This is a genomic window from Methanosarcina sp. WWM596 (assembly GCF_000969965.1).
GTDB lineage: Archaea > Halobacteriota > Methanosarcinia > Methanosarcinales > Methanosarcinaceae > Methanosarcina.
On record NZ_CP009503.1, the window covers coordinates 155,986 to 175,951 of the forward strand.

At 43.7% G+C, this 19,966-nt stretch carries 17 protein-coding genes and 3 pseudogenes; 10 read left to right on the forward strand and 10 right to left on the reverse strand.

The window, feature by feature from the left end; all coding sequences use genetic code 11:
* Positions 1-102 precede the first annotated feature (102 nt).
* The 3 genes from MSWHS_RS19835 to MSWHS_RS00705 all read left to right on the forward strand — a co-directional run bounded on the left by MSWHS_RS19835 (position 103) and on the right by MSWHS_RS00705 (position 2,036).
* Positions 103-279 (forward strand): hypothetical protein, encoded by a 177-nt coding sequence (locus tag MSWHS_RS19835; protein ID WP_156148040.1) that lies wholly within the window; start codon positions 103-105, stop codon positions 277-279.
* Between the two features lie 23 nt (positions 280-302).
* Entirely contained in the window at positions 303-842 is a 540-nt protein-coding gene (locus MSWHS_RS00700; protein ID WP_048125191.1) for a molybdenum cofactor biosynthesis protein B, read from the forward strand.
* Between the two features lie 612 nt (positions 843-1,454).
* Positions 1,455-2,036: a hypothetical protein gene (locus MSWHS_RS00705; protein WP_048125193.1), complete on the forward strand. Its 582-nt coding sequence runs from the start codon at positions 1,455-1,457 to the stop codon at positions 2,034-2,036.
* A gap of 48 nt (positions 2,037-2,084) precedes the next feature.
* On the opposite strand, the gene MSWHS_RS00710 is transcribed toward MSWHS_RS00705, so the two are convergent.
* Complete coding sequence (locus MSWHS_RS00710) at positions 2,085-2,876, reverse strand: winged helix-turn-helix domain-containing protein (protein ID WP_048125195.1); 792 nt, start codon at positions 2,874-2,876, stop codon at positions 2,085-2,087.
* 387 nt (positions 2,877-3,263) lie between these two features.
* Here MSWHS_RS00710 and MSWHS_RS00715 point away from each other — a divergent pair, with 387 nt between their 5' ends.
* Together MSWHS_RS00715 and alaS are read left to right on the forward strand one after the other, a co-directional pair.
* Positions 3,264-3,524, forward strand: a complete 261-nt coding sequence (locus tag MSWHS_RS00715) for a YhbY family RNA-binding protein (RefSeq protein WP_048125196.1) — start codon at positions 3,264-3,266, stop codon at positions 3,522-3,524.
* A gap of 696 nt (positions 3,525-4,220) precedes the next feature.
* Complete coding sequence (gene alaS / locus MSWHS_RS00720; protein ID WP_048125197.1) at positions 4,221-6,998, forward strand: alanine--tRNA ligase; 2,778 nt, start codon at positions 4,221-4,223, stop codon at positions 6,996-6,998.
* Between the two features lie 169 nt (positions 6,999-7,167).
* Here the strand turns inward: alaS and MSWHS_RS00725 are convergent, their stop codons facing one another.
* The 5 genes from MSWHS_RS00725 to MSWHS_RS00745 form a co-directional block, all read right to left on the reverse strand.
* Positions 7,168-8,208 (reverse strand): methyltransferase domain-containing protein, encoded by a 1,041-nt coding sequence (locus MSWHS_RS00725; protein WP_048125199.1) that lies wholly within the window; start codon positions 8,206-8,208, stop codon positions 7,168-7,170.
* Positions 8,209-8,460: 252 nt separating this feature from the next.
* Positions 8,461-8,766: a DUF190 domain-containing protein gene (locus tag MSWHS_RS00730; RefSeq protein WP_048125202.1), complete on the reverse strand. Its 306-nt coding sequence runs from the start codon at positions 8,764-8,766 to the stop codon at positions 8,461-8,463.
* A 190-nt stretch (positions 8,767-8,956) separates the two neighbouring features.
* Positions 8,957-10,084: an isocitrate/isopropylmalate dehydrogenase family protein gene (locus tag MSWHS_RS00735; protein ID WP_048125203.1), complete on the reverse strand. Its 1,128-nt coding sequence runs from the start codon at positions 10,082-10,084 to the stop codon at positions 8,957-8,959.
* Positions 10,085-10,179: 95 nt separating this feature from the next.
* On the reverse strand, positions 10,180-10,668 hold the full coding sequence (locus MSWHS_RS00740; protein ID WP_048125205.1) for a 3-isopropylmalate dehydratase small subunit: 489 nt from the start codon (positions 10,666-10,668) through the stop codon (positions 10,180-10,182).
* Between the two features lie 211 nt (positions 10,669-10,879).
* A complete protein-coding gene (locus MSWHS_RS00745; RefSeq protein WP_048158640.1) occupies positions 10,880-12,223 on the reverse strand; it encodes an ATP-binding protein in 1,344 nt (447 codons plus the stop codon).
* A gap of 132 nt (positions 12,224-12,355) precedes the next feature.
* Here MSWHS_RS00745 and MSWHS_RS19840 point away from each other — a divergent pair.
* Positions 12,356-12,508: pseudogene (locus MSWHS_RS19840) on the forward strand (RNA-guided endonuclease TnpB family protein); the annotation flags it as partial.
* A 16-nt stretch (positions 12,509-12,524) separates the two neighbouring features.
* Here MSWHS_RS19840 and MSWHS_RS00750 read toward each other — a convergent pair.
* Positions 12,525-13,595 carry a formate--phosphoribosylaminoimidazolecarboxamide ligase gene (locus MSWHS_RS00750; RefSeq protein ID WP_048125209.1) on the reverse strand — a complete coding sequence of 357 codons (1,071 nt, stop codon included), beginning with the start codon at positions 13,593-13,595 and terminating at the stop codon, positions 12,525-12,527.
* A gap of 198 nt (positions 13,596-13,793) precedes the next feature.
* On the opposite strand from MSWHS_RS00750, the gene MSWHS_RS00755 reads away from it, so the two are divergent.
* From MSWHS_RS00755 to MSWHS_RS19845, 4 genes and pseudogenes are all read left to right on the forward strand, one after another.
* Positions 13,794-14,774, forward strand: coding sequence for a transcriptional regulator (locus tag MSWHS_RS00755; protein WP_048125211.1), 981 nt, complete (start codon positions 13,794-13,796; stop codon positions 14,772-14,774).
* 11 nt (positions 14,775-14,785) lie between these two features.
* A pseudogene (gene truA, locus MSWHS_RS00760) lies at positions 14,786-15,475 on the forward strand (tRNA pseudouridine(38-40) synthase TruA); the annotation flags it as partial.
* 244 nt (positions 15,476-15,719) lie between these two features.
* A complete protein-coding gene (locus MSWHS_RS00765; RefSeq protein WP_048158641.1) occupies positions 15,720-16,964 on the forward strand; it encodes an IS110 family transposase in 1,245 nt (414 codons plus the stop codon).
* Between the two features lie 135 nt (positions 16,965-17,099).
* Positions 17,100-17,219, forward strand: a pseudogene (locus MSWHS_RS19845) (tRNA pseudouridine(38-40) synthase TruA); the annotation flags it as partial.
* A gap of 83 nt (positions 17,220-17,302) precedes the next feature.
* Here the strand turns inward: MSWHS_RS19845 and MSWHS_RS00770 are convergent.
* The 3 genes from MSWHS_RS00770 to MSWHS_RS00780 all read right to left on the reverse strand — a co-directional run bounded on the left by MSWHS_RS00770 (position 17,303) and on the right by MSWHS_RS00780 (position 19,947).
* Positions 17,303-18,349: a TRM11 family methyltransferase gene (locus tag MSWHS_RS00770; RefSeq protein ID WP_048125215.1), complete on the reverse strand. Its 1,047-nt coding sequence runs from the start codon at positions 18,347-18,349 to the stop codon at positions 17,303-17,305.
* 359 nt (positions 18,350-18,708) lie between these two features.
* Positions 18,709-18,996, reverse strand: a complete 288-nt coding sequence (locus MSWHS_RS00775; RefSeq protein ID WP_048159518.1) for a YunC family protein — start codon at positions 18,994-18,996, stop codon at positions 18,709-18,711.
* A 78-nt stretch (positions 18,997-19,074) separates the two neighbouring features.
* Complete coding sequence (locus MSWHS_RS00780) at positions 19,075-19,947, reverse strand: hypothetical protein (protein ID WP_048158642.1); 873 nt, start codon at positions 19,945-19,947, stop codon at positions 19,075-19,077.
* Between the last annotated feature and the right edge of the window lie 19 nt (positions 19,948-19,966).

Here is a 19,966-nt window from a genome sequence, read left to right on the forward strand (position 1 = left end):
TGATAAGTTATTAAAATATGGGCAGGCAAGTAACAGTGCAGGATACAGAACAACAGGATACAGGACAACAGGATACAGAACAACAGGAAGAAAAAGCATAATATGAAAATCATAATGTGGAAACTGAACAGGATACAGGGTAAACAGGAAGAAAAGTATTATATGAAAATCATAATGTGGAAACTGAACAGGATACAGGGTAAACAGGAAGAAAAGTATTATATGAAAATCATAAATGTGGATATTGAACCGGATACCCATAACAGGAGAATTATCTGAATATATTGGAGAGTGCCGTTTTCATGAAAGAATCCATTCCTGAAATTCACAAAAAAGACGCCAGAAAATCTTATTCTTTTGCCATAATTACAATTTCGACCTCAAGGTACGAAAAGTATGGGGATGCAGTTTCTCCTGATGGGGCGGAAGACCTTTCTGGAAAAGCTATGAAAGAACTTCTTGAGGCCGCAGGAAACACCGTTTCTTTCTACAGGCTTGTGCCTGACGAAAAGAATGCAATTCATGATGCCGTTTTTGCCGCTCTTGGCAGCTCTGCGGATATTGTTGTAACAAGCGGGGGCACAGGGCTTGCTCCAAAAGACCTCACTATCGAGTCTGTAGCTCCTCTTTTTGAGAAGGAAATCCCTGGCTTCGGGGAACTTTTCAGATATAAAAGCTTTGAAGAGATAGGGACGTCGGTAATCCTTACCCGGGCGTCGGCAGGTGTAATAAAAGGAAAGGCTGTATTCTGCCTGCCGGGGTCCCCGAATGCGGTGAAGCTTGCCCTTTCTAAGATTATCATTCCTGAAGCCGGGCACATTGTCAGGCATGTAAGGGAATAATTCCCTCCTTTTTTCCTGGTTTCTTTTTCCGGGCTGCGCCTTTTTACATTGAAATATATCGATAGTGTTAGAGGTAAAAACGGACTCAGTACCAAAATCCATTGATGAATGTATAATTAATAAATCATTAGATTTTGGACCAGAGTCCAAAAACGTTCTAATCAATTATAATCAATCGATTTGATCGGAAAGCAAATATCAATATCTATCAAAATCTATCAAATTGATAAAAACTGATAGAAACTGATGAATAAAAATGGAAAATCTTGCCCTTCGTCCCCATAAAAGAACCCAAAGCATCTAACACTCCACCCCCACCCGGATCTAACTTGCAAACTTGGAAGAAGCATAATTGGCAGGGAGCCCTTTTGATTTAGGAGAAACTTACGAGAAGCTCTTTAAAAGGTGGTGAACAAGCAAGGTGGAAAAGCAAACAGGTAAAACAATAACAGCAAAAAAGTAATTCCCTTTTACCTTCCCTTATTTATGCAAATAAAGGATGCTGGATATAAACCTTATATTTATTTTTAAGAAAATCGGTTGAAGTTCACACATATAATTTGTTTCAATCATTGGATATCGATAAATCTCTTCAAAACCATTTTCTAATAGATGGTATACAATATAGCATTGCTCTGTACTTCTGCTTGTTATTTTTTTGTATGGATAGCAGGAACAATTGCATTAGCTAGAACTCATAGTTATGAACCGGCTTTATATGGCATAACTACAGCTTTTGCCGTACTATATCCACTTTCGGTTTTTGGATCACTTTATTTTGTTGCCCTCAACCAGAGAAAGTCCGATAAATGGTTTCTGGGACTCCCCCTTCTTATTGTTATTCTCACATTGATCTTAAGCCTGTTTTTTTCAGAAAAACTGTTTGTGCTCCTTCTTGTGCTTGCAGCACCAGCTTCTGCACTATTCATCCTCTCCGTGCCCGAAGAACAGAGAGGATCAGCAAAAAAATACGTTACAGTAGCTAAGGTGGTCAGCATTTATGCGTTTATAACCGGTCTCATTTACTTCATGGAGACTTTTTCACTCATAGATCTTCCACATGGCTTGGTCCACAACATGCTTCTGATATATGTAGGCTTTGGGCTTCCCTTTATAGGGATATGCCTGGTGCTTATGGCAAAGAACGAACGAAAGAGGTCCGATTCCTCTCCCGGTATTTTTGGGGAATTATAGTCGCTTCCTGAACATAAAACCCAAACTCAAAAATTTCAAAACCCATCCTCAATACTTCCTTACCTCTCTGCTCATATCTCTGAAGTATTCGAACAGGTCTTTTCCCCATTCTATTGCTCCGGGTTCGAAGCTTATTATATACTGGCGGTCAAATCTTCCGCTTTCATTAAACAGCCCCATAAGCATTATTTTGTCAGAAGACACAACGACTGCAGGGATTTCAACTTCTTTTTTGTCCAGAATAAAGAGATTTGTGTTCTCCATTCTGAGATACTCCGCTCCTTCTTTTTTGAAATCTTCTGCAAGCCGTGAGTATACAGATTCACTCAGGACAAGGGATATTTCAGTGCCTCTTCTGGCAAGTTCCAGGAAGAAAGCAGGGAATTGGGGATGAAAATAAGAGAAAAACATGAGGATATGATTCGAGTTAGAAGTATGCTTCACGAATTCCGGGTTAAGGTCAAAAGTATGACTCAGGTCCGGTTCTATCAGGTGATAATCCCCAAGTTCGCGGATCCGCTTCATAAGGTAAGGGGGAATAGGTGTGAGTTTCCTGTCTGCCCAGAACTCCTCATTTTTCTCAAAAACCTCAAGGGTATCAAGAAGAGGCTGCATTTTCTCTATAATAATCTCTCCTATCAGGCTGAGGCGATACATTCCTTCTTCATGGATTACAAGGTTTTGTTCTTTCAGCTTCTTTATCTGGGGAAGGAGAGCGGTTCTTGGAACCTGAAGCCTGTCAAGAATCTCCTGGGCATTCTTTGGTCCTTCTTTCAGCAGCAGGAGAAAATCTTTTCTCTTCTCTGAAAACAGGATCAAATCAAGCAAGTTTGGGTTCATTTACGGTCACCTCCCGGAAGTGGAAGAGGGGTTTTATTTTTCGTGTTTGGTTCTTTATAGCGTTAATGAATATCAAGCCGATAATAAAGATGCCGAATTTATTTGAAATTCCTGTTCAGGTTCGATATCTGCCAGCACAAAAAGCCACAATGTAGGTGAAAAAGAAGTAACTGATAAAACTGAAAACCAGATGTTCCTTAAATCAGGTTAACCGGGAAACTTTGATATAGATGCCGGTGAGAATGGATGAAATCATACTCAAGGGTAAACTAGCTTCAAGGTAGAAGGAATTATTTCATCGATGTTGTGCATTTCTTATCACATTGATGATGTGAGCTTTTTATAATTAGCAGGCGAGTTTTATCATTAACGATGTGAGGAAGGGCAATGGAGAAAGAAAAACTATACCAGCTGAAATCCGATGCAAGCAAGATAAGTCCTATTCTTAATATTGGAAAGAATGGGGTCACTGAATCTTTGATCGAAGAACTGAATAATAAGTTGAAAGTTAACAGGCTTGTAAAGGTCCGGGTGCTCAAGAGCGCAGAAGAAGGAAAAGATTTGAAAACTATCGCAGATGAGATCGCCGTATCTACAAGATCCACACTGATTGATGTGCGCGGCAGAACAGTTGTGCTGTACAGGTAATAATTTCAGGGAGAAGGCGTACTTGATTGTCGTTACTTGATTATCGTTACTTGATTATCGTTACTTGATTATCGTTACTTGATTATCGTTACTTGATTATCGTTACTTGATTATCGTTGTTTAAGTCGAAGCTTTTGAGTAACAGCATTATAATTGAGATCTAATCGAGAGTACTTAAGTAGCTGAAGTATGTCCCCTTTAACCTTCTCCCTGCAATATCGTTTTTTTCGGGTTGCTTTACAGGCAAGAAGTTCACCTCTGGAGGAAAATAACACTTTTTTATGTCTCATAATGAAGAACAAAGTTTTTCTGTAGAAGTGCCTCTAATAGTTAAGGTTCGTAAGTGTGGATCTGTTTAAATATGATCTATTATTTCATATTATTATATATTTCATCAGTATTATGTAAATCTCATCATTATTATGTAAGTTATGTAAATTTCATCATTATTATGTAAGTTACTTATATTGAAAAACAATTAGCTGTTAAGTTTATTCGTACACAAGCCTACAGGACCTCACTATTATGAGGTTGACTTCCATACCGCTGTATGTAAACGGATAAACGCATTAAGATCATCAAAGCACAAAAGTGCCTGAAACCCCCATTGAGACGGTTGAGCTGGGATACTTCTGCTTTACTTTTATTTTAAGACACAGTGGGGCAGATCGCACCCCACCATCCGGAGAGATTATTATGCTTGAAGATGAGTATCAACTTGACTTTTTCAAAAACAACGGTTTCGTCCGGAAGCAGTGCCAGAAATGTGGCAAATTCTTCTGGACACGTGACCCTGAAAGAAATACGTGCGGAGACGCGCCCTGTGACCCTTATTCTTTTATAGGGAGCCCTGTCTTTTCCAGGGAATTTAATATTTCAGAGATGCGCGAATACTACCTCTCCTTCTTTGAAGCAAGAGGGCACACAAGGATTGATCGCTATCCTGTGGTCGCCCGCTGGAGAGACGATATTTACCTTACCATCGCTTCAATTGCAGACTTCCAGCCCTTTGTAACTTCAGGGCAGGTTCCACCTCCTGCAAACCCCCTTACCATTTCCCAGCCCTGTATCAGGTTAAACGACCTGGACTCGGTGGGCAGGAGCGGGCGCCACCTGACAACTTTTGAAATGATGGCGCACCACGCTTTTAACAAAAGGGACAATGAAATTTACTGGAAGGAACATACCCTGGAACTCTGTGACGAGCTCCTGAACTCTCTTAAGGTAGACCCCTTCGCCGTAACCTACAAAGAAGAACCCTGGGCAGGCGGAGGCAATGCCGGGCCCTGTGTGGAAGTCATTGTGAATGGCCTCGAGCTTGCAACCCTCGTTTTCATGGATCTGAAGACCGACAAAAAAGGAGATGTCATGATCAAGGGCGAGACCTATTCAAAGATGGATAACTACATCGTGGATACCGGATATGGGCTCGAGCGTTTTGCCTGGGCTTCAAAGGGGTCTCCTACGATTTATGACGCTCTTTTCCCTGGCATAGTAAATGAACTCATGGGGCTTGCAGGGCTGGAACATGAACTGGATAACTCCGAGTATGCAAACATCCTGGCGCAGAACGCCCGGCTTGCAGGGTTTATGGATGTCAGTGAAAAGGCAAACCTGATGGAACTCAGGAAAAAAGTTGCCTCAAGCATTGGGATGACTGTGGACAAACTTTCGGCTATCATGGAACCTGTAGAAAAGGTCTATGCGATCACTGACCACACGCGTTGTCTCACCTTCATGCTCGGGGACGGAATCATTCCCTCCAATGTCAAAGCAGGGTACCTGGCGCGCCTCGTCCTGAGAAGGACGCTGCGCATGATGAAAGACCTTGATATCAGGACTCCACTCTCCGAAATCGTGGACATGCACATAAAGAACATGCCCGAGTATCCCGAGTTCCGTAACAATTTCTCTGTTATTCAGGACATCCTGGAATCCGAAGAGGAAAAGTTCAACGCTACCATGGAGAGGGGGCGCAGGATCATCCAGAAATCGGCATCCCATTTCAAGAAGACCGGAGAAAAAATTCCTCTATCCCAGTTAACCGAACTCTATGATTCACACGGAATCCCTCCCGAGATGGCAAAAGAAGTTGCAGCCGAAATTGGGGTAGGAGTGGAGTTCCCTGACAATTTCTATTCTATCATTGGGGAACTGCACAACAAGGCTGAAGAAAAGGAAGAACAGGTAATTCCTTTTGCAGAAAGGCTCAAACACCTCCCGAAGACCAAACGCCGCTTCTATGATGAGCCCACCCGTCTGGAGTTTGAGGCAGTTGTCCTTGATGTGTTTGATAACCATATTGTGATGGACAACACATTCTTCTATGCGGAAGGTGGAGGGCAGCCTGCAGATATCGGAACCATCACTGTCGGAGATGCTGTGTACAGAGTTGTGGATGTTCAGGTCTATGACGGTGTAATCGTACATACGGTTGACACCCCAGGCAGGGAACTTGAGATCTCAAAAGGCGATATTATCACCGGCAAGGTTGATGAAAAGCGCAGGATGGCTTTTGCAAGGCACCACACAGCAACCCATATTGTAAATGATGCCGCCAGAAAAGTTCTTGGAAAACACATCTGGCAGGCTGGTGCCCAGAAGTTTGAAGATCACTCCAGGCTTGACCTTTCCCATTACAGACATATCTCTCCTCAGGAAGCCAGGCAAATCGAGCTTCTTGCCAACCACACGGTTATGGAAAACAAACGTGTGATTACGGAATGGATGCCGAGGACTGAAGCCGAGCAGGTATACGGTTTCGGGCTCTATCAGGGTGGAGTGCCTCCAGGAGAAAAAATCAGGATTGTAAAGGTCGGAGACGATGTGGAAGCCTGTGGTGGGACTCATTGCCTGAGTACTGGAATCATCGGCCCTATCAAAATCCTGAAGACAGAAAGGATTCAGGACGGTGTGGAGAGGATCGAGTTTGCAGCCGGAGATGCAGCCGTTCGCGCCATGCAAAAAATGGAATCTCTCCTTGTTGATTCCGCAAAGACACTGAGCGTGCCTCAGGAACAGCTTCCGGTAAGTGTGGAACGTTTCTTCGGGGAATGGAAAGACCTGAAGAAAGAAAACGAAAGGCTCAAAGAAGAACTTGCCCGAACCAGGGTTTACAGGATGCTCGGGGATGCTTCTGAGGTTGCAGGCCTCAGGGTTGTTGCCGAGCCGGTTCCCGGAGCAGACTCTCTTGAGCTCCAGAAGATGGCTACGGAACTCCTGAAACACGAAAATGTGGTTGCCCTTCTTGCAAGTGATGTTGAAGGCGTCAAGCTTGTAGCATCTGCCGGAGAAAAAGCCCTAAAATGTGGAATCAATTCTGGTAGCCTTGTCCGTGAGATGTCGAAGATTGTCGGCGGAGGCGGAGGCGGAAAGCCTTCCCTTGCAATGGGCGGTGGAACTGACCCCACAAGAATGCAGGATGCTCTTGCCAGAGGTCTTGAGCTTGTGAAAGATGCCTGCAAAGAAGCCTGAAATAACGGTTTTATCAAGTTGGATGGCTCAATCAAATTCGATTGAGCCGAAAAACAAAACTGATGCCGGGTTTTTAAAGCCCGGTTTTTTTACTTTTTTTAGTTTCTGGCTGTCTCTCTCTCTCAGATTTTTTGAAATTAAAAAAGGAATTTGAGAATTGCCTATTACCTCAGGTTTTAAAGAGCACTTCACAGAGGATTGCAATGCTGTCTTTTACAAAGAGGTGTATGGTTTTCTTCCCTTCAAGTCCTTTTTCTACTTCGTTTCGAACTTCCCAGTAGTCCTCGGGTTTTACGCCTGCCCGAAGTACGACACTCCCAACATTCCTGTCCTTCAGAAACTTATTGATTTCCCTTGGCTCAAAGGGAGTGACTTTCAGGACCAAGTAGTGATTTTTGATCATGGACTGCTTTATCAGGGCATCAGAAGTCAGTAAAAGCCTCTTTTTGTCAACCCTGAAAAGTTCGAAAGCCCCTACAATCGGGCCTGCCATCTGCATCATGGATTCAACAAGTTCAGGTAGCAGACCTGCTGCAACAACAGAGGGCTCGGGTTCATAGGCGCAGAGTTTCATCTTTTCTGCTTCTCGGATCTGCGGAAGCGGCATATTCTTCGAGACCAGCCCTTCGCCTGCAGGAAGAGCCACAGCAAGCCGGTCATACTGTTTTAAATCGCCGAAGTAGAGAGTCAGGCGGTTGAGCTGCCCTTCCAGGGAAATATACTCTTTTTCGCAGTCAAAAGGAATCCTTTCCGGCGGCATCTGGGGTGGAGCTTCGAAAGCGAAATTTGCTGTCTTTTCCCTGTAAGCCGAAAGCACATTCGGGATTCCGGGCTCAAGGCTTGAGACATGCCTTTCATCTTCTTCTGCCGGGCGGAAAGGGTCCGAAAATACCACATCTACTGCCGGGATCTGCTCGATCACTTTCGGGTCAAGAGCGTCTCCGCAGATGAATTTCACATTGTTAAGTCCGTACATCTCACAGTTTTGTTTTGCATACTCGATTTTCTCGGGGTCGATTTCCACTGCATATACAAACTCGCACTGCTGTGCAAAAAAAACCGTCTGCCCTCCAATCCCGCAGCTGATATCAGCAAGAGTCTTGCACTTCAGGCGCTGCGCCCTGTAGCGAGAAATAGGCTCAGGGGTTGCAAAGCGCACGCTTTCCTTATCCCCGTGCAGGGGTTTTTCAAATTGTTTTCTCCGTGCCACATCGATCAGAGGAGTAGTAGGAGTTTTATGGGATTTAAAGGCAACTGAAAAAAGAGGGGTATATTACTTCCCGAGTTCCAAACCTTGTTTTCGTGGAGATTGCTCGCGAATAATATAATTATAAGGATGGAAGGTGTCCAGTAGAGTTTCAATCCTTGTTTTCGTGGAAGCCACTTCTCGACTGAACTACGGTTGGAAAAATGGAATTAATTGTGTTTCAATTTTTTCTGGCTTGAAATCTGCCTTATCCGTTTAAAGAATCTCCACTGCCTGCATCGTCATAAGCTCTTTTCCTACAATTTCTCTCAGCTTCGGAACTAGAGCCCGAATTTTTTCTTCACTATCAACCGCTTCCACAACTACTGGAAGACCATTGCTCAGCTCCAGGATCTTCAGGGTATGGATCTTTCCGTCTGTCCCGTAACCTTCGATTCCTCTGAGCAGGGTTGCGCCGATGATGCCGGAATCACGCAAAAGTTCGAGGACTGCTTCGTGGATGGATTTGCCGTGGTAGGTTGAGTTTTGTTTCAGATAGATGCGGAGAAGTGCAGATGACATTGTTTTAAACCTCAAGTGTGAGTTTTTTGAAAAAACTAATTTTAAAACTAATTTTAAAAACTAATTTTATTCTTATCTCCGATACAGGATATAAATTTGATCAAAAATAGTTCTGATTTTCAAAAAAAGTCGGAGAATTCCGGCAATTCTGCGTTAATTTGAAAAGAAAATGTAATGAGGGAGATTTGAATTATTCTCCCTTTATTATTCTTGTAATGTCGTCCCCGACGTCTGAGGTGGTGCTTCTGCCGCCCATGTCGTAGGTTTTGACTTTGCTGTCCAGGATATTTTTCTGGATTGCACTTACTATGTTGTCTGCAGCTTCCTTTTCTCCGAGCTGTTCTATGAGCATTGCGCCTGCCCAGATTGTGGCAATCGGGTTGACTTTGTTCAGACCCTTGTATTTAGGGGCTGAACCGTGGATTGGCTCGAACATGCTTGTCCCGTTCGGGTTGATGTTTCCGCCGGGAGCAAGGCCGAGGCCGCCCTGGATCATGGCTCCGAGGTCGGTTATGATGTCTCCGAACATGTTCGGAGTTACGACCACATCGAACCATTCAGGGTTTTTCACAAACCACATTGTAATGGCGTCAACGAAGTTGAAGTCCGTGGTAACGCCGGGGTGCTTTTCAGCAACCGCGCTGAACTCTTCTCTCCATAAGCCGTAGATGTCGGAAAGGACGTTTGCCTTATCAACAGATGAGATGTGTTTTTTCCGGTTTTCTGCAAGGTCAAAGGCGTATTCGATAACTCTTTTTGTACCTTCTTTTGAGATAAGGCCGATCTGGTACCCAATTTCTTCGCTGTCGGTCTCGATGTCAAGGCCGAATTTTGCGGAGTAGAGTGTCCTTTTGACTTCAAGGAGGTCTTTACTCTCTCCTTTTTTTGCTCTGCCGCCGATTCCTACGTAGAAGTCCTCGGTGTTTTCCCTGACCACGACAAAGTCGATGTCTTTTGAGGTCTTATCCTTGATTGGGGTCCAGACTCCTTCGAGGAGTTTTATCGGGCGCAGGTTGACGTACTGGTCAAAGTAAAAGCGTGCAGTTAATAAGATTCCCTTTTCAAGAACCCCGGGGGCAATCCTCGGGTCTCCGATGGAGCCAAGGTAAATGGCAGGGTAACCGGACAATTCCTTTAAGGTTTCTTCCGAAATCAGTTCTCCTGTTTCCAGGTAGTGATCTGCTCCATGCGGGTATTCAATCCATTCTACATCAAAACCAAATCTCTCGCCTGCGGCGTCAATTACTTTTCTGCCTTCGGCGAGGATTTCTGGGCCTATCCCGTCGCCGGGGAGGACCGGAATCTTATACTGCGTCATGTTTGTGCTCCTTTCAAATTTACAGGCAAAAATGCCTTTTTAATGCGAGATGTCAAACGTGGGTCAGGGCTGTCTCTGGACAGGTTTCCTGTTTTTCATTGCTCAGAGACTAGTTTCCGGGCATACTCTATAAGCCCTCCCGCATCCACGATCTCGCGGACGAAATCCGGGAGGGGGGTTGCCTGGTAGGTCTCTCCTTTTGTTTTGTTTTGAATGACCCCTGTTGCAATGTCTACTTCAAGTTCATTTCCGTCATCGATCCTGTCCGTGTCCGGGCATTCAAGGACAGGGACTCCGATATTGATCGCATTCCTGAAAAAGATCCTTGCAAAAGACTTTGCGATCACACAGGATACCTTTGACCCTTTAAGGGCAAGAGGTGCGTGTTCGCGCGAGGACCCACAGCCGAAATTGCTTCCTGCGACCACGATGTCATTTTCATGAACATTTCTTGCAAAATCAGGGCGTACGCCTTCAAATGTATACTTCGCAAGCTCTTCCGGGGTATTAAATATCAGGTACCTTCCGGGAATTACTGCATCCGTATCCACGTCATTTCCGAATTTCCAGGCTCTTCCTTTCATGAAATCACCGTAATTTGCTGTAATTAAACGCTGTTGATAAAATGTTCACAGCCTGTAACTCAGCTATACTCACAGGGTTGAAGTATCACAGGTAATATTTAAATTATTTTCTGACAGGCTATAAAACAGGTTAACAATTCCTGCCGTTTTGCGCCTGCTTTTGCCCGGTAAACTTTAGTAAAGGAAAACTTTTGTAAACAAATTCTCTGCCTTAAGCAAATTGCTGAGGGTTTTGAGCAGCTGTTTCTTCTTTTTCCCCTCTTCCGGGTTCAAGAGCACTTGGCTCTCCTCCACCGTGCCAGCTCTTCCTCGGGCGGATGCGCACCATATGGACAGATTCTGAGTGATCATCTATTATCAATGCAGCTCCCCTTTCACTCCCCATTTTCTTCAGGTATGCCCTGAGGCTTTCCTGCATATAAAGAGGCCGCGATGTTTCAAGAGCAAGGATATCATCACTTGAGGTGAGGCGGTGGCAGATCAGAAGGTCGCTCTGCGAGACAACATCGGGGTGAAGGCTTGCGGGTCTCTGGGTTGCCAGTACCAGGGAGAGCCCGGGCTGCCTACCCTGCCTGAGGCAGCGGTTAATAAGCACCTCCGAAGCAAGACTTTCTGTCCCTGCGGGAACGAATATATGAGCCTCATCTATGAAAAACCAGACCATAGGGAACTCTTTTCCTTCCTGCTTTTCTCCCATCTGCTGCTTTTCATAGGCTCTTCTTGCCTCAAGCCTCTCTGCATAAAGCCTGCCTGCAAGAATTGATACTGCCGCAGCGCAAACGTTTTCATTTTCAAGGGCGCTTATATCAAGGACTGTTGTCCTGCCCCCTGATATTAGTTCTGATAGAGGCGTCCCTTCCTTTAAAAACAGACCCCAGGATTTCACAGCCCTGAAATAGTTTTCAGCAGCTCCTTTAGATGCTGAATCCGAACGTGTATCCCGAAATATCTCGCTGATAATGTCTTCAAAAGAATAAGGTTCACTTTTTTCCCGGAGGGATTCAATAGTCCTTACGAGCATAATTCCAAGAGGAGAAACCTCTTCAATCTTGAGGAGCCTGCACCACTGGCTTCCGGAGAGCTCCCGGATTGAAATCGAAAAAGGCTTTACCTCTATGTTTCGCGTCTTATAGGCTTCGACCTTTCCTGCCGGCACGAAAACCTCGGTATCGAGTCCCGTGGGGGCAAGGTCCCAGCTTTTTAGCCTTCCTGCCTCGGAAGTATTCGGATAACTCATTGTCCAGAAAATTCCCATGGTATCAATGATAAGGGAGGCAAGTTTTTCCTTGATGGCAGGAGGGAGAAAGGCAAGTTCTTCCAGCATGCATCCCATCGTATAAGATTTTCCATACCCTCTTTTCCCACAGATCAAAACAGCATGAGGTTTAAGGGCATCCAGATAAACGGCTGCTCCCCTCGAATGGTCAAGTGCCATATAGTTTCCAAGAAACAGGAGTCCTTTTCCTTCATTTTTTTCATTACCAAGAACGCGCAATGTCCCGCTGAATTTTCCCCCGAAAGCAGGTTTGAACTTTTTATTCTCTCCCTCAGGCATCCTTGATAGTATCGGACGGATTCCTACTTAAAATAATTTGTTTAGGTGTGATCTAATAAAAGTCCCTATCTTTAAGTTTTTCAGGCTTGAATCTCGTTCTGAGTGGCCTTTACGTTATCTAAAACCTTAACTGGAAAGTATTTCATTGGTGTTTTTGTAGATGATGGAAAGGAACTTCCTGAGAAACCGAAATTTGATGATTCTACTACAGTTGGTATTGATGTAGGTATCAAGGATTTTGCTGTACTTTCTACATATGAAAAATATAATTATTTGAAAGCTTCTGAAGATTTCAGTAGCTTCAGGATATTATTTTATCCAGCTGGTTTGTCTGGGCTGCCTTTTTGATTTCCTGAGCTATTCTCCTTCCGGTCGAGAGGTCTTCCTGAATCAGGTCTGCGTAAGGGGAACCTGAAATGTAAAGGTTTGTCCCTGCCACAATTCTGGCTGAAATCTCAAATACCTTAATTTCAAGCTCATCCGTAAACACAGTTTCAAGGCAGAAAGCTCCTATCATCCCGCCGAAAAGACCAAGGGATTCTTCAACCACTCTTTCTCCAAGAGAGAAGATAAGAGGCAAGAGGGATTCCCTTGCGACGAGGGGCATGTTTCCTGTAACCACATATGTCGGGCGGATACCTGCTTCTATAAGTTCTCTGGGGGAGCCGAGCCTGAAGATCTCATCGGCATTGGATTCTACTCTGCGGTCCATGCTAAGAAGCTCAAGGCTTCCCTCGCTTAAGGTATATCCTTCGTTCCGGATTGGGGAGTAGAAGTAATGCAGGTAGTAGCGGGTCCCGGTAATGAACTCCTGGATAGTGTACTTCTGAGTGCGGTCAACTAGTTCATCGAATTCCTCATAGGTTTTTGCGACGAAGAAGCCTTTTCCTCCTTTTGCACCGTTGTACTTGACCATCACAGGCCCGTTGATGTCATGAGGGTCATCTATTTTTCCGGGCATGTGGATGCCTGCTCCAAGCAGCCATTCTCTTTCTTTATCCCGGTCTGACTCCCATTCCAGTACAGCCCGGTTCCCGAATGTAGGCACAGCTATCTCTGCAAAATTTTCGGTACCTAGATAAGCGACAAATGAACCGTGTGCGATAATGATTACATTTTTCTTTCTGAGTTCTTCAGCCTTATTCATTATGTCCGCATAGCTTTCAACAATAAGGTACTCATCAGGTTTTGCTTTTGGAAATGCCTCGTAGAACTTGGGTGGTTTGCCAACGCAGATCCCCAGAGTTTTGAAGCCTTCTTTTCGCGCCCCGTCAAAGATTTGAAGGCTTGAATGAGAACAGACTGTTGCAATAGTAATATTTTCTAAATCGTAATTTTTCAGAAATTCAAGAACCTGCTGTTTTGTTATCATGATTGCTACCAGCGGAAAATTTAGATTAGAATATACAATGTTATATTTAAGGTTAAGGGCAGGATTCTATATATAAATATAGTAGCCGATCTATAATAAACCGTAGAAATAAAACTTTATATTAAGATCGGTGCAAAGTACAGTACAGAGTATACTTGATAAATATTGATAATAAGGTTTTTAACTCAGGAAATATGCATGAACGGGCTTGAAGATAGAGACGGTTTATCTGAAACCGGTGAGCCTCCCCAGGGGCCTGGACTCGAGGAGCAGGATAACAGGGTACTTGTTCTCCCTGTAAACGGTGACTCAAGAAAGCTTACCCAGATCCTCTCCAACGAAACATCATTGAAGATTCTCGAACTTCTTGGGAAGAAAAGCATGTCTGCAACCAATATTGCAGAAGAGTTGAACCTTCCCCTTACCACGGTCAAATATAACCTTGATTCTCTGATCGAATCCGACCTGATTAAAGTCAAACAGATTAAGTGGAGCCAGAAAGGGCGGCAGATCAAGATCTACGAATCTGTGGAAAAACTGATTGTCCTTGTCCCTTCCAGAAATTCAATGGATAAACTCTCCATTATAAATTTGCTGCAGAAATACATGGGAGTAATAGGAGCAGCCTTCTTTGCAGCTGCAGGAATAGAGTACCTTTCAGTCTACCTGCGGGCAAAAAGTATCGTCGATGCCACTGCTCCTTTGCGGATGGGGATCACGGGGCCGGTAAATGAGACTTATCCAGAAGCAACAATTATGGAGAGCGTTAAAGATGAAAAGCTGAGCCCTAAAGACGGAGGTTCGAACTCTACTTTTGATCAGGCATTGCCGGAAGAGGGGGTGATGGAAGAGGAGGTAATGGAAAAGGAGGTGATGGATGCAAGCCCTGAGACCTTTGCCGGGCAGCAGGTAATGGACGGTTCAGGAGCAGAAAAATTGCCTTCAGAAATGGACGCTGCCCGGGAATCAGGGGCTGCTGAAGTCTCTGTCCCGGATACTCTGGACTCAACTCCGGAACTGCCTTCCGTTCCTCCTGAAGGGCTCACACACCTTGGAGGGGTTCATGGGCTTTATGATGCCCTTTCTCTTCATCCGGGGATCTGGTTCCTTTTCGGGTGCATCTTTGTAATATTTTTGGTAATTGTAAGAGAAGTCTATTATAAGAAAAAAACCAAGTAATCAGGGATTGGATGAGAGTCGCTTTAAAACTTGCATACATAGGCACCGAGTTTCATGGATCCCAGATTCAACCGAATGTCGAGACCGTGGAGAAAGAACTCTTCAAGGCTCTTCGGAATCTCAGGATTATAGAAAGCCCCAAATCTGCTAACTATAACTGTGCGGGTAGGACTGATGCAGGGGTTCATGCCCTCGGACAGGTTGTAGCTTTTGATACAGACAAACCGAACCTGGCAATTCCCAGAGTTATCAACTCCGAACTTCCTCCCTCCATATGGGCATGGGCCCATTCTGAAGTCCCTTTCGACTTTGATGCCAGGAGGAGCGCAGTTTCCAGGCACTACCGCTATGTGATGAGCGGCGGAGATTACGACATTTCAAAGATGAGAGAAGCTTCAAAACTGCTGCTTGGAACCCATGATTTTGAAAATTTTTCCAGGTCAAACGGAGAAAAAAGTACTGTTCGTACTCTGGAGAGGATCAATGTTCGTGTAGACGGGGAAATTACAAAGATTGATGTCGTTGGCAATAGTTTTCTTTGGAACATGGTAAGAAAAATAGTGACCGCCCTCTCAATGATCGGAAAAGGGGTGCGTGACAATGATTGGTTGCTCCAGATGCTAAACCCCGAGATTTATGAAGAAGGAATTGAACCGGCTCCTCCCTATGGATTAACTCTTATGGGAGTAAACTATGGAGAAAAACACACATGAAATTCTTCGAATAACATGCCCAAATAAATGAAAGTCCTTTTCACTTACCTTTTTTGTATATTAACTCCATCATTCTCTTAGGACAGGAAAGTTGTCTTTTATTTGGCTCTTCGAAGCCGTAGAAAAACTAACCATTGAATTGCCCTCGAAGGCTCAAATGTGACTTTGATCACGGATGCCAAATTGCCTTTTAGGTAATTCTACTGTCCTATAAATGATGGAGTAATGTAAATTGGCAGGAGAAATAAACAAATCTTGCGGTTTAGATATCCACAAAAGTTTTTTGATTGCTACTATCCTCAGCAGATCCGGTGAAAAACAGCAACAGCGTATCAAGAGAGACGATGATGGAATTTTAAGCCTTAGAAATTGGGTTACATCAGAAAAATGTGACGTTGTTGCATGTGAATCAACAAGTGACTTTTGGGTCCCTATTCATGATTCATTGATAAAACATCTGCCTTTTATAGTTGGAAATGCTCGCGACATGAAAGCATTTACACATAAAAAGACAGATAAAATAGATTCCGAAGTCATTGCAAAACTTGCACTGAATGGCATGGTTCAACCATCAAGAGTTTTCCCAAAAAAACACAGAGAATATCGTTCATACATTCGGCTTCGCCACAAACTTGTACAAAAAAGAACGGATATAAAAAATGAAGCTCATGCCATTCTCGCACCTGAAATGTTTAATCTAAAAGATGTGCTGACAGACATTTTTGGAAAAAATGGTAGAGAGATATTATCAGGAATCTCTTCAGGTAAAAATGTTGACCAGATTATACAAAACCTTTCTCCAAATGTTCGTAAAAAAAGCGCTCAGATCCGAGAGCTTCTGGACAGAGAAATCTCCCAGAGTGCTGCAATCAGGCTTCAGATATGTTTGAAGCTAATAAAGAATTTTGACGATTCAATCGAACTTTTGGGAAAGGAAATTTTCAATTATGCTTATGGAAATCATAAGCGAGAAATGGAAATTTTAAAATCTGTTCCAGGCATAGGGGAACTTGGTGCGGCAACTTTAATCGCTGAAATAGGTGATTTCAAAGATTTTGCTTCAGGGGACAAGCTTGCTTCATGGCTTGGACTGGTTCCTAATGTGTACCAATCTGCAGATAAATACCACAATGGAAGGATCACTAAGAGAGGATCAAAGGTAGCAAGGTGGATTCTAATACAGATTGCTCAAGCAGCAGCAAGAACAAAAAATAGCAAGTTAAAAGAGTTTTTTAACAGAAAAAAGAAGTCAATTGGACATGCAAAGGCGATTGTTGCCCTGGCAAGGAAAATTGCAACGATAATATGGCACCTTATCACAAATGATGAGATGTACGAAGATGAAACGGGATATATCAAGGGAGAAGTTCAAAGGAGGAAGATTGTTGAGACCGAGATATTTTCGGTTGATGAACGTATCTCAATAATTAGTGAAATATTCGCAATTGTTGAAAAAAAGAAACCTGACATTAAGTGAAGGCGAAGTATCCTCACGTCCACATTCCGGACCCTGGCTTCTATTTAACAGGACAAAAATGCTATATTTGCTTCCAACATAATCAGAAATTCTGAATGAGGGTCCGGAGTGTGAAATCAGAGGTACTTTCATGCCAATATAGAATGGATTGAAGACAATTATTCAATCAAGCGGGCAGGTGAGCAGAACCACAAACGTATTCTCAGGCACAGGGTAATGGCTGAGGTGCTGGAAGAACTGATCTCCCATGAGTGAGAAATATCTTTAAAGATGAAAAGCTATCTTTCCTAAAGTTTCTACTCTTACTGTTCTTTACTCTTTCAGTTCTCCGGTAAATTCTACTCCATATCTTTCTGAAAAATAGTTATTATCCGTGTGAGACTTCTGTGCACTCTTTGTACATAAATCTCAAGAACCTTAAGTCCTGCCTTCTCCCCGTACTCGAATGCTGTCTTATCCGAGACAACAACTGCAATACCTCCGGGTTTTAAGACACGGTGGATTTCTTCAAGGGCGCTGGAATATAACTCTTCTAAGGACCCGGCAAGGATTGCAGCCGATCTTCCGTAGGGCGGGTCAGTGACGACTGCATCGATTGTAGAATCCTTTAGCGGAATCCTGCAGGCATCCCCTTCCATCAGGATGTAGTCCAGTTCATAGGCTTCAAGGTTCATGTGAGCCCCGAGGACAAGTTTTTCCTGGGCATCGATTCCTATGACCCTTGCACCCATAAGTCCGGCTTCTACAAGTATGCCTGCGGTGCCGCAGAAAGGGTCCAGAAAAAGCTCTCCCGGCTTTATCCCGGAAAGGTTTGTAATGGCGCGGGCAACTCTTGGCATAAGTACGCCAGGGTGGAAAAAAGGCTTGTTCTGGGGATTTCTGGCTTCATATGCGCTCCTGTCAACCGAGGATAGGAGAGTCCCAAGTACAGCTTTTTCACTCAGTATGAGCCGAAATTCCACATCAGGGCTCTTCAGGTTTGCCCTGAACCCTTTCCTGTAGATGAATCCTCCAATTTTCTGCTCCAGGTACTCGCACGGAAAGTTAACATGGTGTTTGATCCTCTTTGCCCTGACAACAAAACTTTTCCCGTCCCTGATATATCCTGCAGGTTCAAAGGCTTCTGCAAGTTTCAGGACAGCATCAGGGTTGTTTTTGGTAATCCCTACAACTTTTAGTATATGGTGAGTCATTGCCAGCCTTTCAGTTACAGGGTCGGTGAGGGTTCTTTCAATATCCTCTTCTCTGCCTGCGATATCCACTACAAGGCACTGGTCGATTCTTGCATAGGGACGGAAATCAAGCCCCTCAATTTTGAGGCAGGCAAGGACTTCGGCAGCTGGCAGTTCTTCGTGTTCTCCAGAAAGTTCAAAAGCGTATAACATTGATGATCAGAAATAAGTTGATTAATATAGTTCAAAATGATCTCTAGACAGGTCAAAATGGATCGACGCGATTCAAAATAATTCTTACAGGTTAGGGGACAAAATATAAAATATCATATATTTAAAAGTGTGTTGAGCCTGTGTTTTAATTTAAGTCTATTTTTTATTTGTGTTTTTTTATTCGTGTATATACCAGTGGGTTGCTTTGGGTCCTGTGCAGAATTTTGAGCTCAAAACAGGTTTTTACATGTAAGAAAAAAGTTGCCTGAACAGGAGACAGCCTGCAAGAGTTCATTGTATGATAGGTCCGAGTGTAAGAAATACATTTAAGACGTTGTCTGTGAAGTAGATCCTATCCTTCAACACATTTTTTCCATGGCTTCCCTGCCAGTCATTCCAATCTCAATTCCAAGCTCTCCGGCAAACTTTGTTACCTCAACAACAGTGGTTTTGAGCATATCTTCGAAATTCTGCACACCCTTCACTTTTGCTGCCGTATCCCCGAGTGCCTCAGCGGCGCTGATATTAAGATAGCCACACATCAGAAAACCCTTCTCTGCCCTTATAACCAGCAGAGGATACTTCTGCATCTCAAATCGGAGGCCAAGTACGCATCCGTTTTCAAGCGGGATCTGTTCAATGAGCATGTTTTTCTGAATAAGCTTCAAGCCAGATTAACTTTTGGGCTCCTTTCAGGCTCCTTTCAGGTTCCGTTCAGGCTCCTTTCAGGTTCCGTTCAGGTTTCGATTAATTTTTTTGAAGACATCTTTGAAAAACTCAGTGATTTGACTTATTTCAGCCTTTCCTCCAGAATTCAGGTTCCTGTTTACCCCTGTCCCGCTCTTTTTCTCCATACTCTTATTCTCAACACTCTTATTCTTGGCACTCTTATCCCTATTTATTTCCATATCCAGCGGTTCGGTTTTAAAGCTTTCATTTTCTGAAAGCCATAAAGTAATGTTATTTTCAGGGCCGAAATTCCCCCTCAGTAAGGTACGGTTATTTTCAAACCCGAGGCTTTTGTTGTCGAGTCCTTCCGTTAATTCTGCATCAAGACCCTGCGGAAGAGTAATTGTAACACTTGAATTCGGAGTGTTCATCAGCCATATCTCTGTTCTGGGACCTGCTTCTTTTTTGAACCCATAGGTCACACTGGCGCGGTTTGTAATTGACGAGTTTTTTTCAGTTCTTCCGAGGGCATCTTTCGAGATCCAGAATTCAACGTCCCTTAATTCAACAGTATCTGACGTTGAGTTGAGCCTTACATTAGGTTCTTCTTCTATAGCTTTCTCCATTTTGTCCTCTAAAAAAACCTCCATTTTCAGGATTTCCCAGGCATTAACAAAATTGTCATTGTTGCCTGTTTCTCTGTCTATGAGATTCCTGTAAAAAATAGCTTCGTTATCCGTAATTTTCTCGTCGTAATTCCACGTCATCCCGGCTTTTTCCACTGTGATATGGTTGCCAAGGATAAAGGCAGCAGAGCAGGGTTCTGCAAGAAGGGCAGGAATGAAGAAAGTGGCCAGTAAAAGGCTGGCTGAAAGGAGGGAATATATTTTCAAGTTTTTCAACTCTTTTATTCGTCCTTTATCTGACATTCATTTTTCCGTTTTTTTT

Bases quoted from the DNA above. Each gene is read 5' to 3' on its own strand.
- MSWHS_RS00735 (WP_048125203.1), bottom strand. From the start codon at position 10,084: ATGACGCAGTATAAGATTCCGGTCCTCCCCGGCGACGGGATAGGCCCA.
- MSWHS_RS00730 (WP_048125202.1), bottom strand. From the start codon at position 8,766: ATGTCATCTGCACTTCTCCGCATCTATCTGAAACAAAACTCAACCTAC.
- MSWHS_RS00745 (WP_048158640.1), bottom strand. From the start codon at position 12,223: ATGCCTGAGGGAGAGAATAAAAAGTTCAAACCTGCTTTCGGGGGAAAA.
- MSWHS_RS00700 (WP_048125191.1), top strand. From the start codon at position 303: ATGAAAGAATCCATTCCTGAAATTCACAAAAAAGACGCCAGAAAATCT.
- alaS (WP_048125197.1), top strand. From the start codon at position 4,221: ATGCTTGAAGATGAGTATCAACTTGACTTTTTCAAAAACAACGGTTTC.
- MSWHS_RS00705 (WP_048125193.1), top strand. From the start codon at position 1,455: ATGGTATACAATATAGCATTGCTCTGTACTTCTGCTTGTTATTTTTTT.
- MSWHS_RS00750 (WP_048125209.1), bottom strand. From the start codon at position 13,595: ATGATAACAAAACAGCAGGTTCTTGAATTTCTGAAAAATTACGATTTA.
- MSWHS_RS00710 (WP_048125195.1), bottom strand. From the start codon at position 2,876: ATGAACCCAAACTTGCTTGATTTGATCCTGTTTTCAGAGAAGAGAAAA.
- MSWHS_RS19835 (WP_156148040.1), top strand. From the start codon at position 103: ATGAAAATCATAATGTGGAAACTGAACAGGATACAGGGTAAACAGGAA.
- MSWHS_RS00775 (WP_048159518.1), bottom strand. From the start codon at position 18,996: ATGCTCATTGAACAGATCCCGCTTGAAAACGGATGCGTACTTGGCCTC.
- MSWHS_RS00740 (WP_048125205.1), bottom strand. From the start codon at position 10,668: ATGAAAGGAAGAGCCTGGAAATTCGGAAATGACGTGGATACGGATGCA.
- MSWHS_RS00770 (WP_048125215.1), bottom strand. From the start codon at position 18,349: ATGTTATACGCTTTTGAACTTTCTGGAGAACACGAAGAACTGCCAGCT.
- MSWHS_RS00715 (WP_048125196.1), top strand. From the start codon at position 3,264: ATGGAGAAAGAAAAACTATACCAGCTGAAATCCGATGCAAGCAAGATA.
- MSWHS_RS00780 (WP_048158642.1), bottom strand. From the start codon at position 19,947: ATGTCAGATAAAGGACGAATAAAAGAGTTGAAAAACTTGAAAATATAT.
- MSWHS_RS00755 (WP_048125211.1), top strand. From the start codon at position 13,794: ATGAACGGGCTTGAAGATAGAGACGGTTTATCTGAAACCGGTGAGCCT.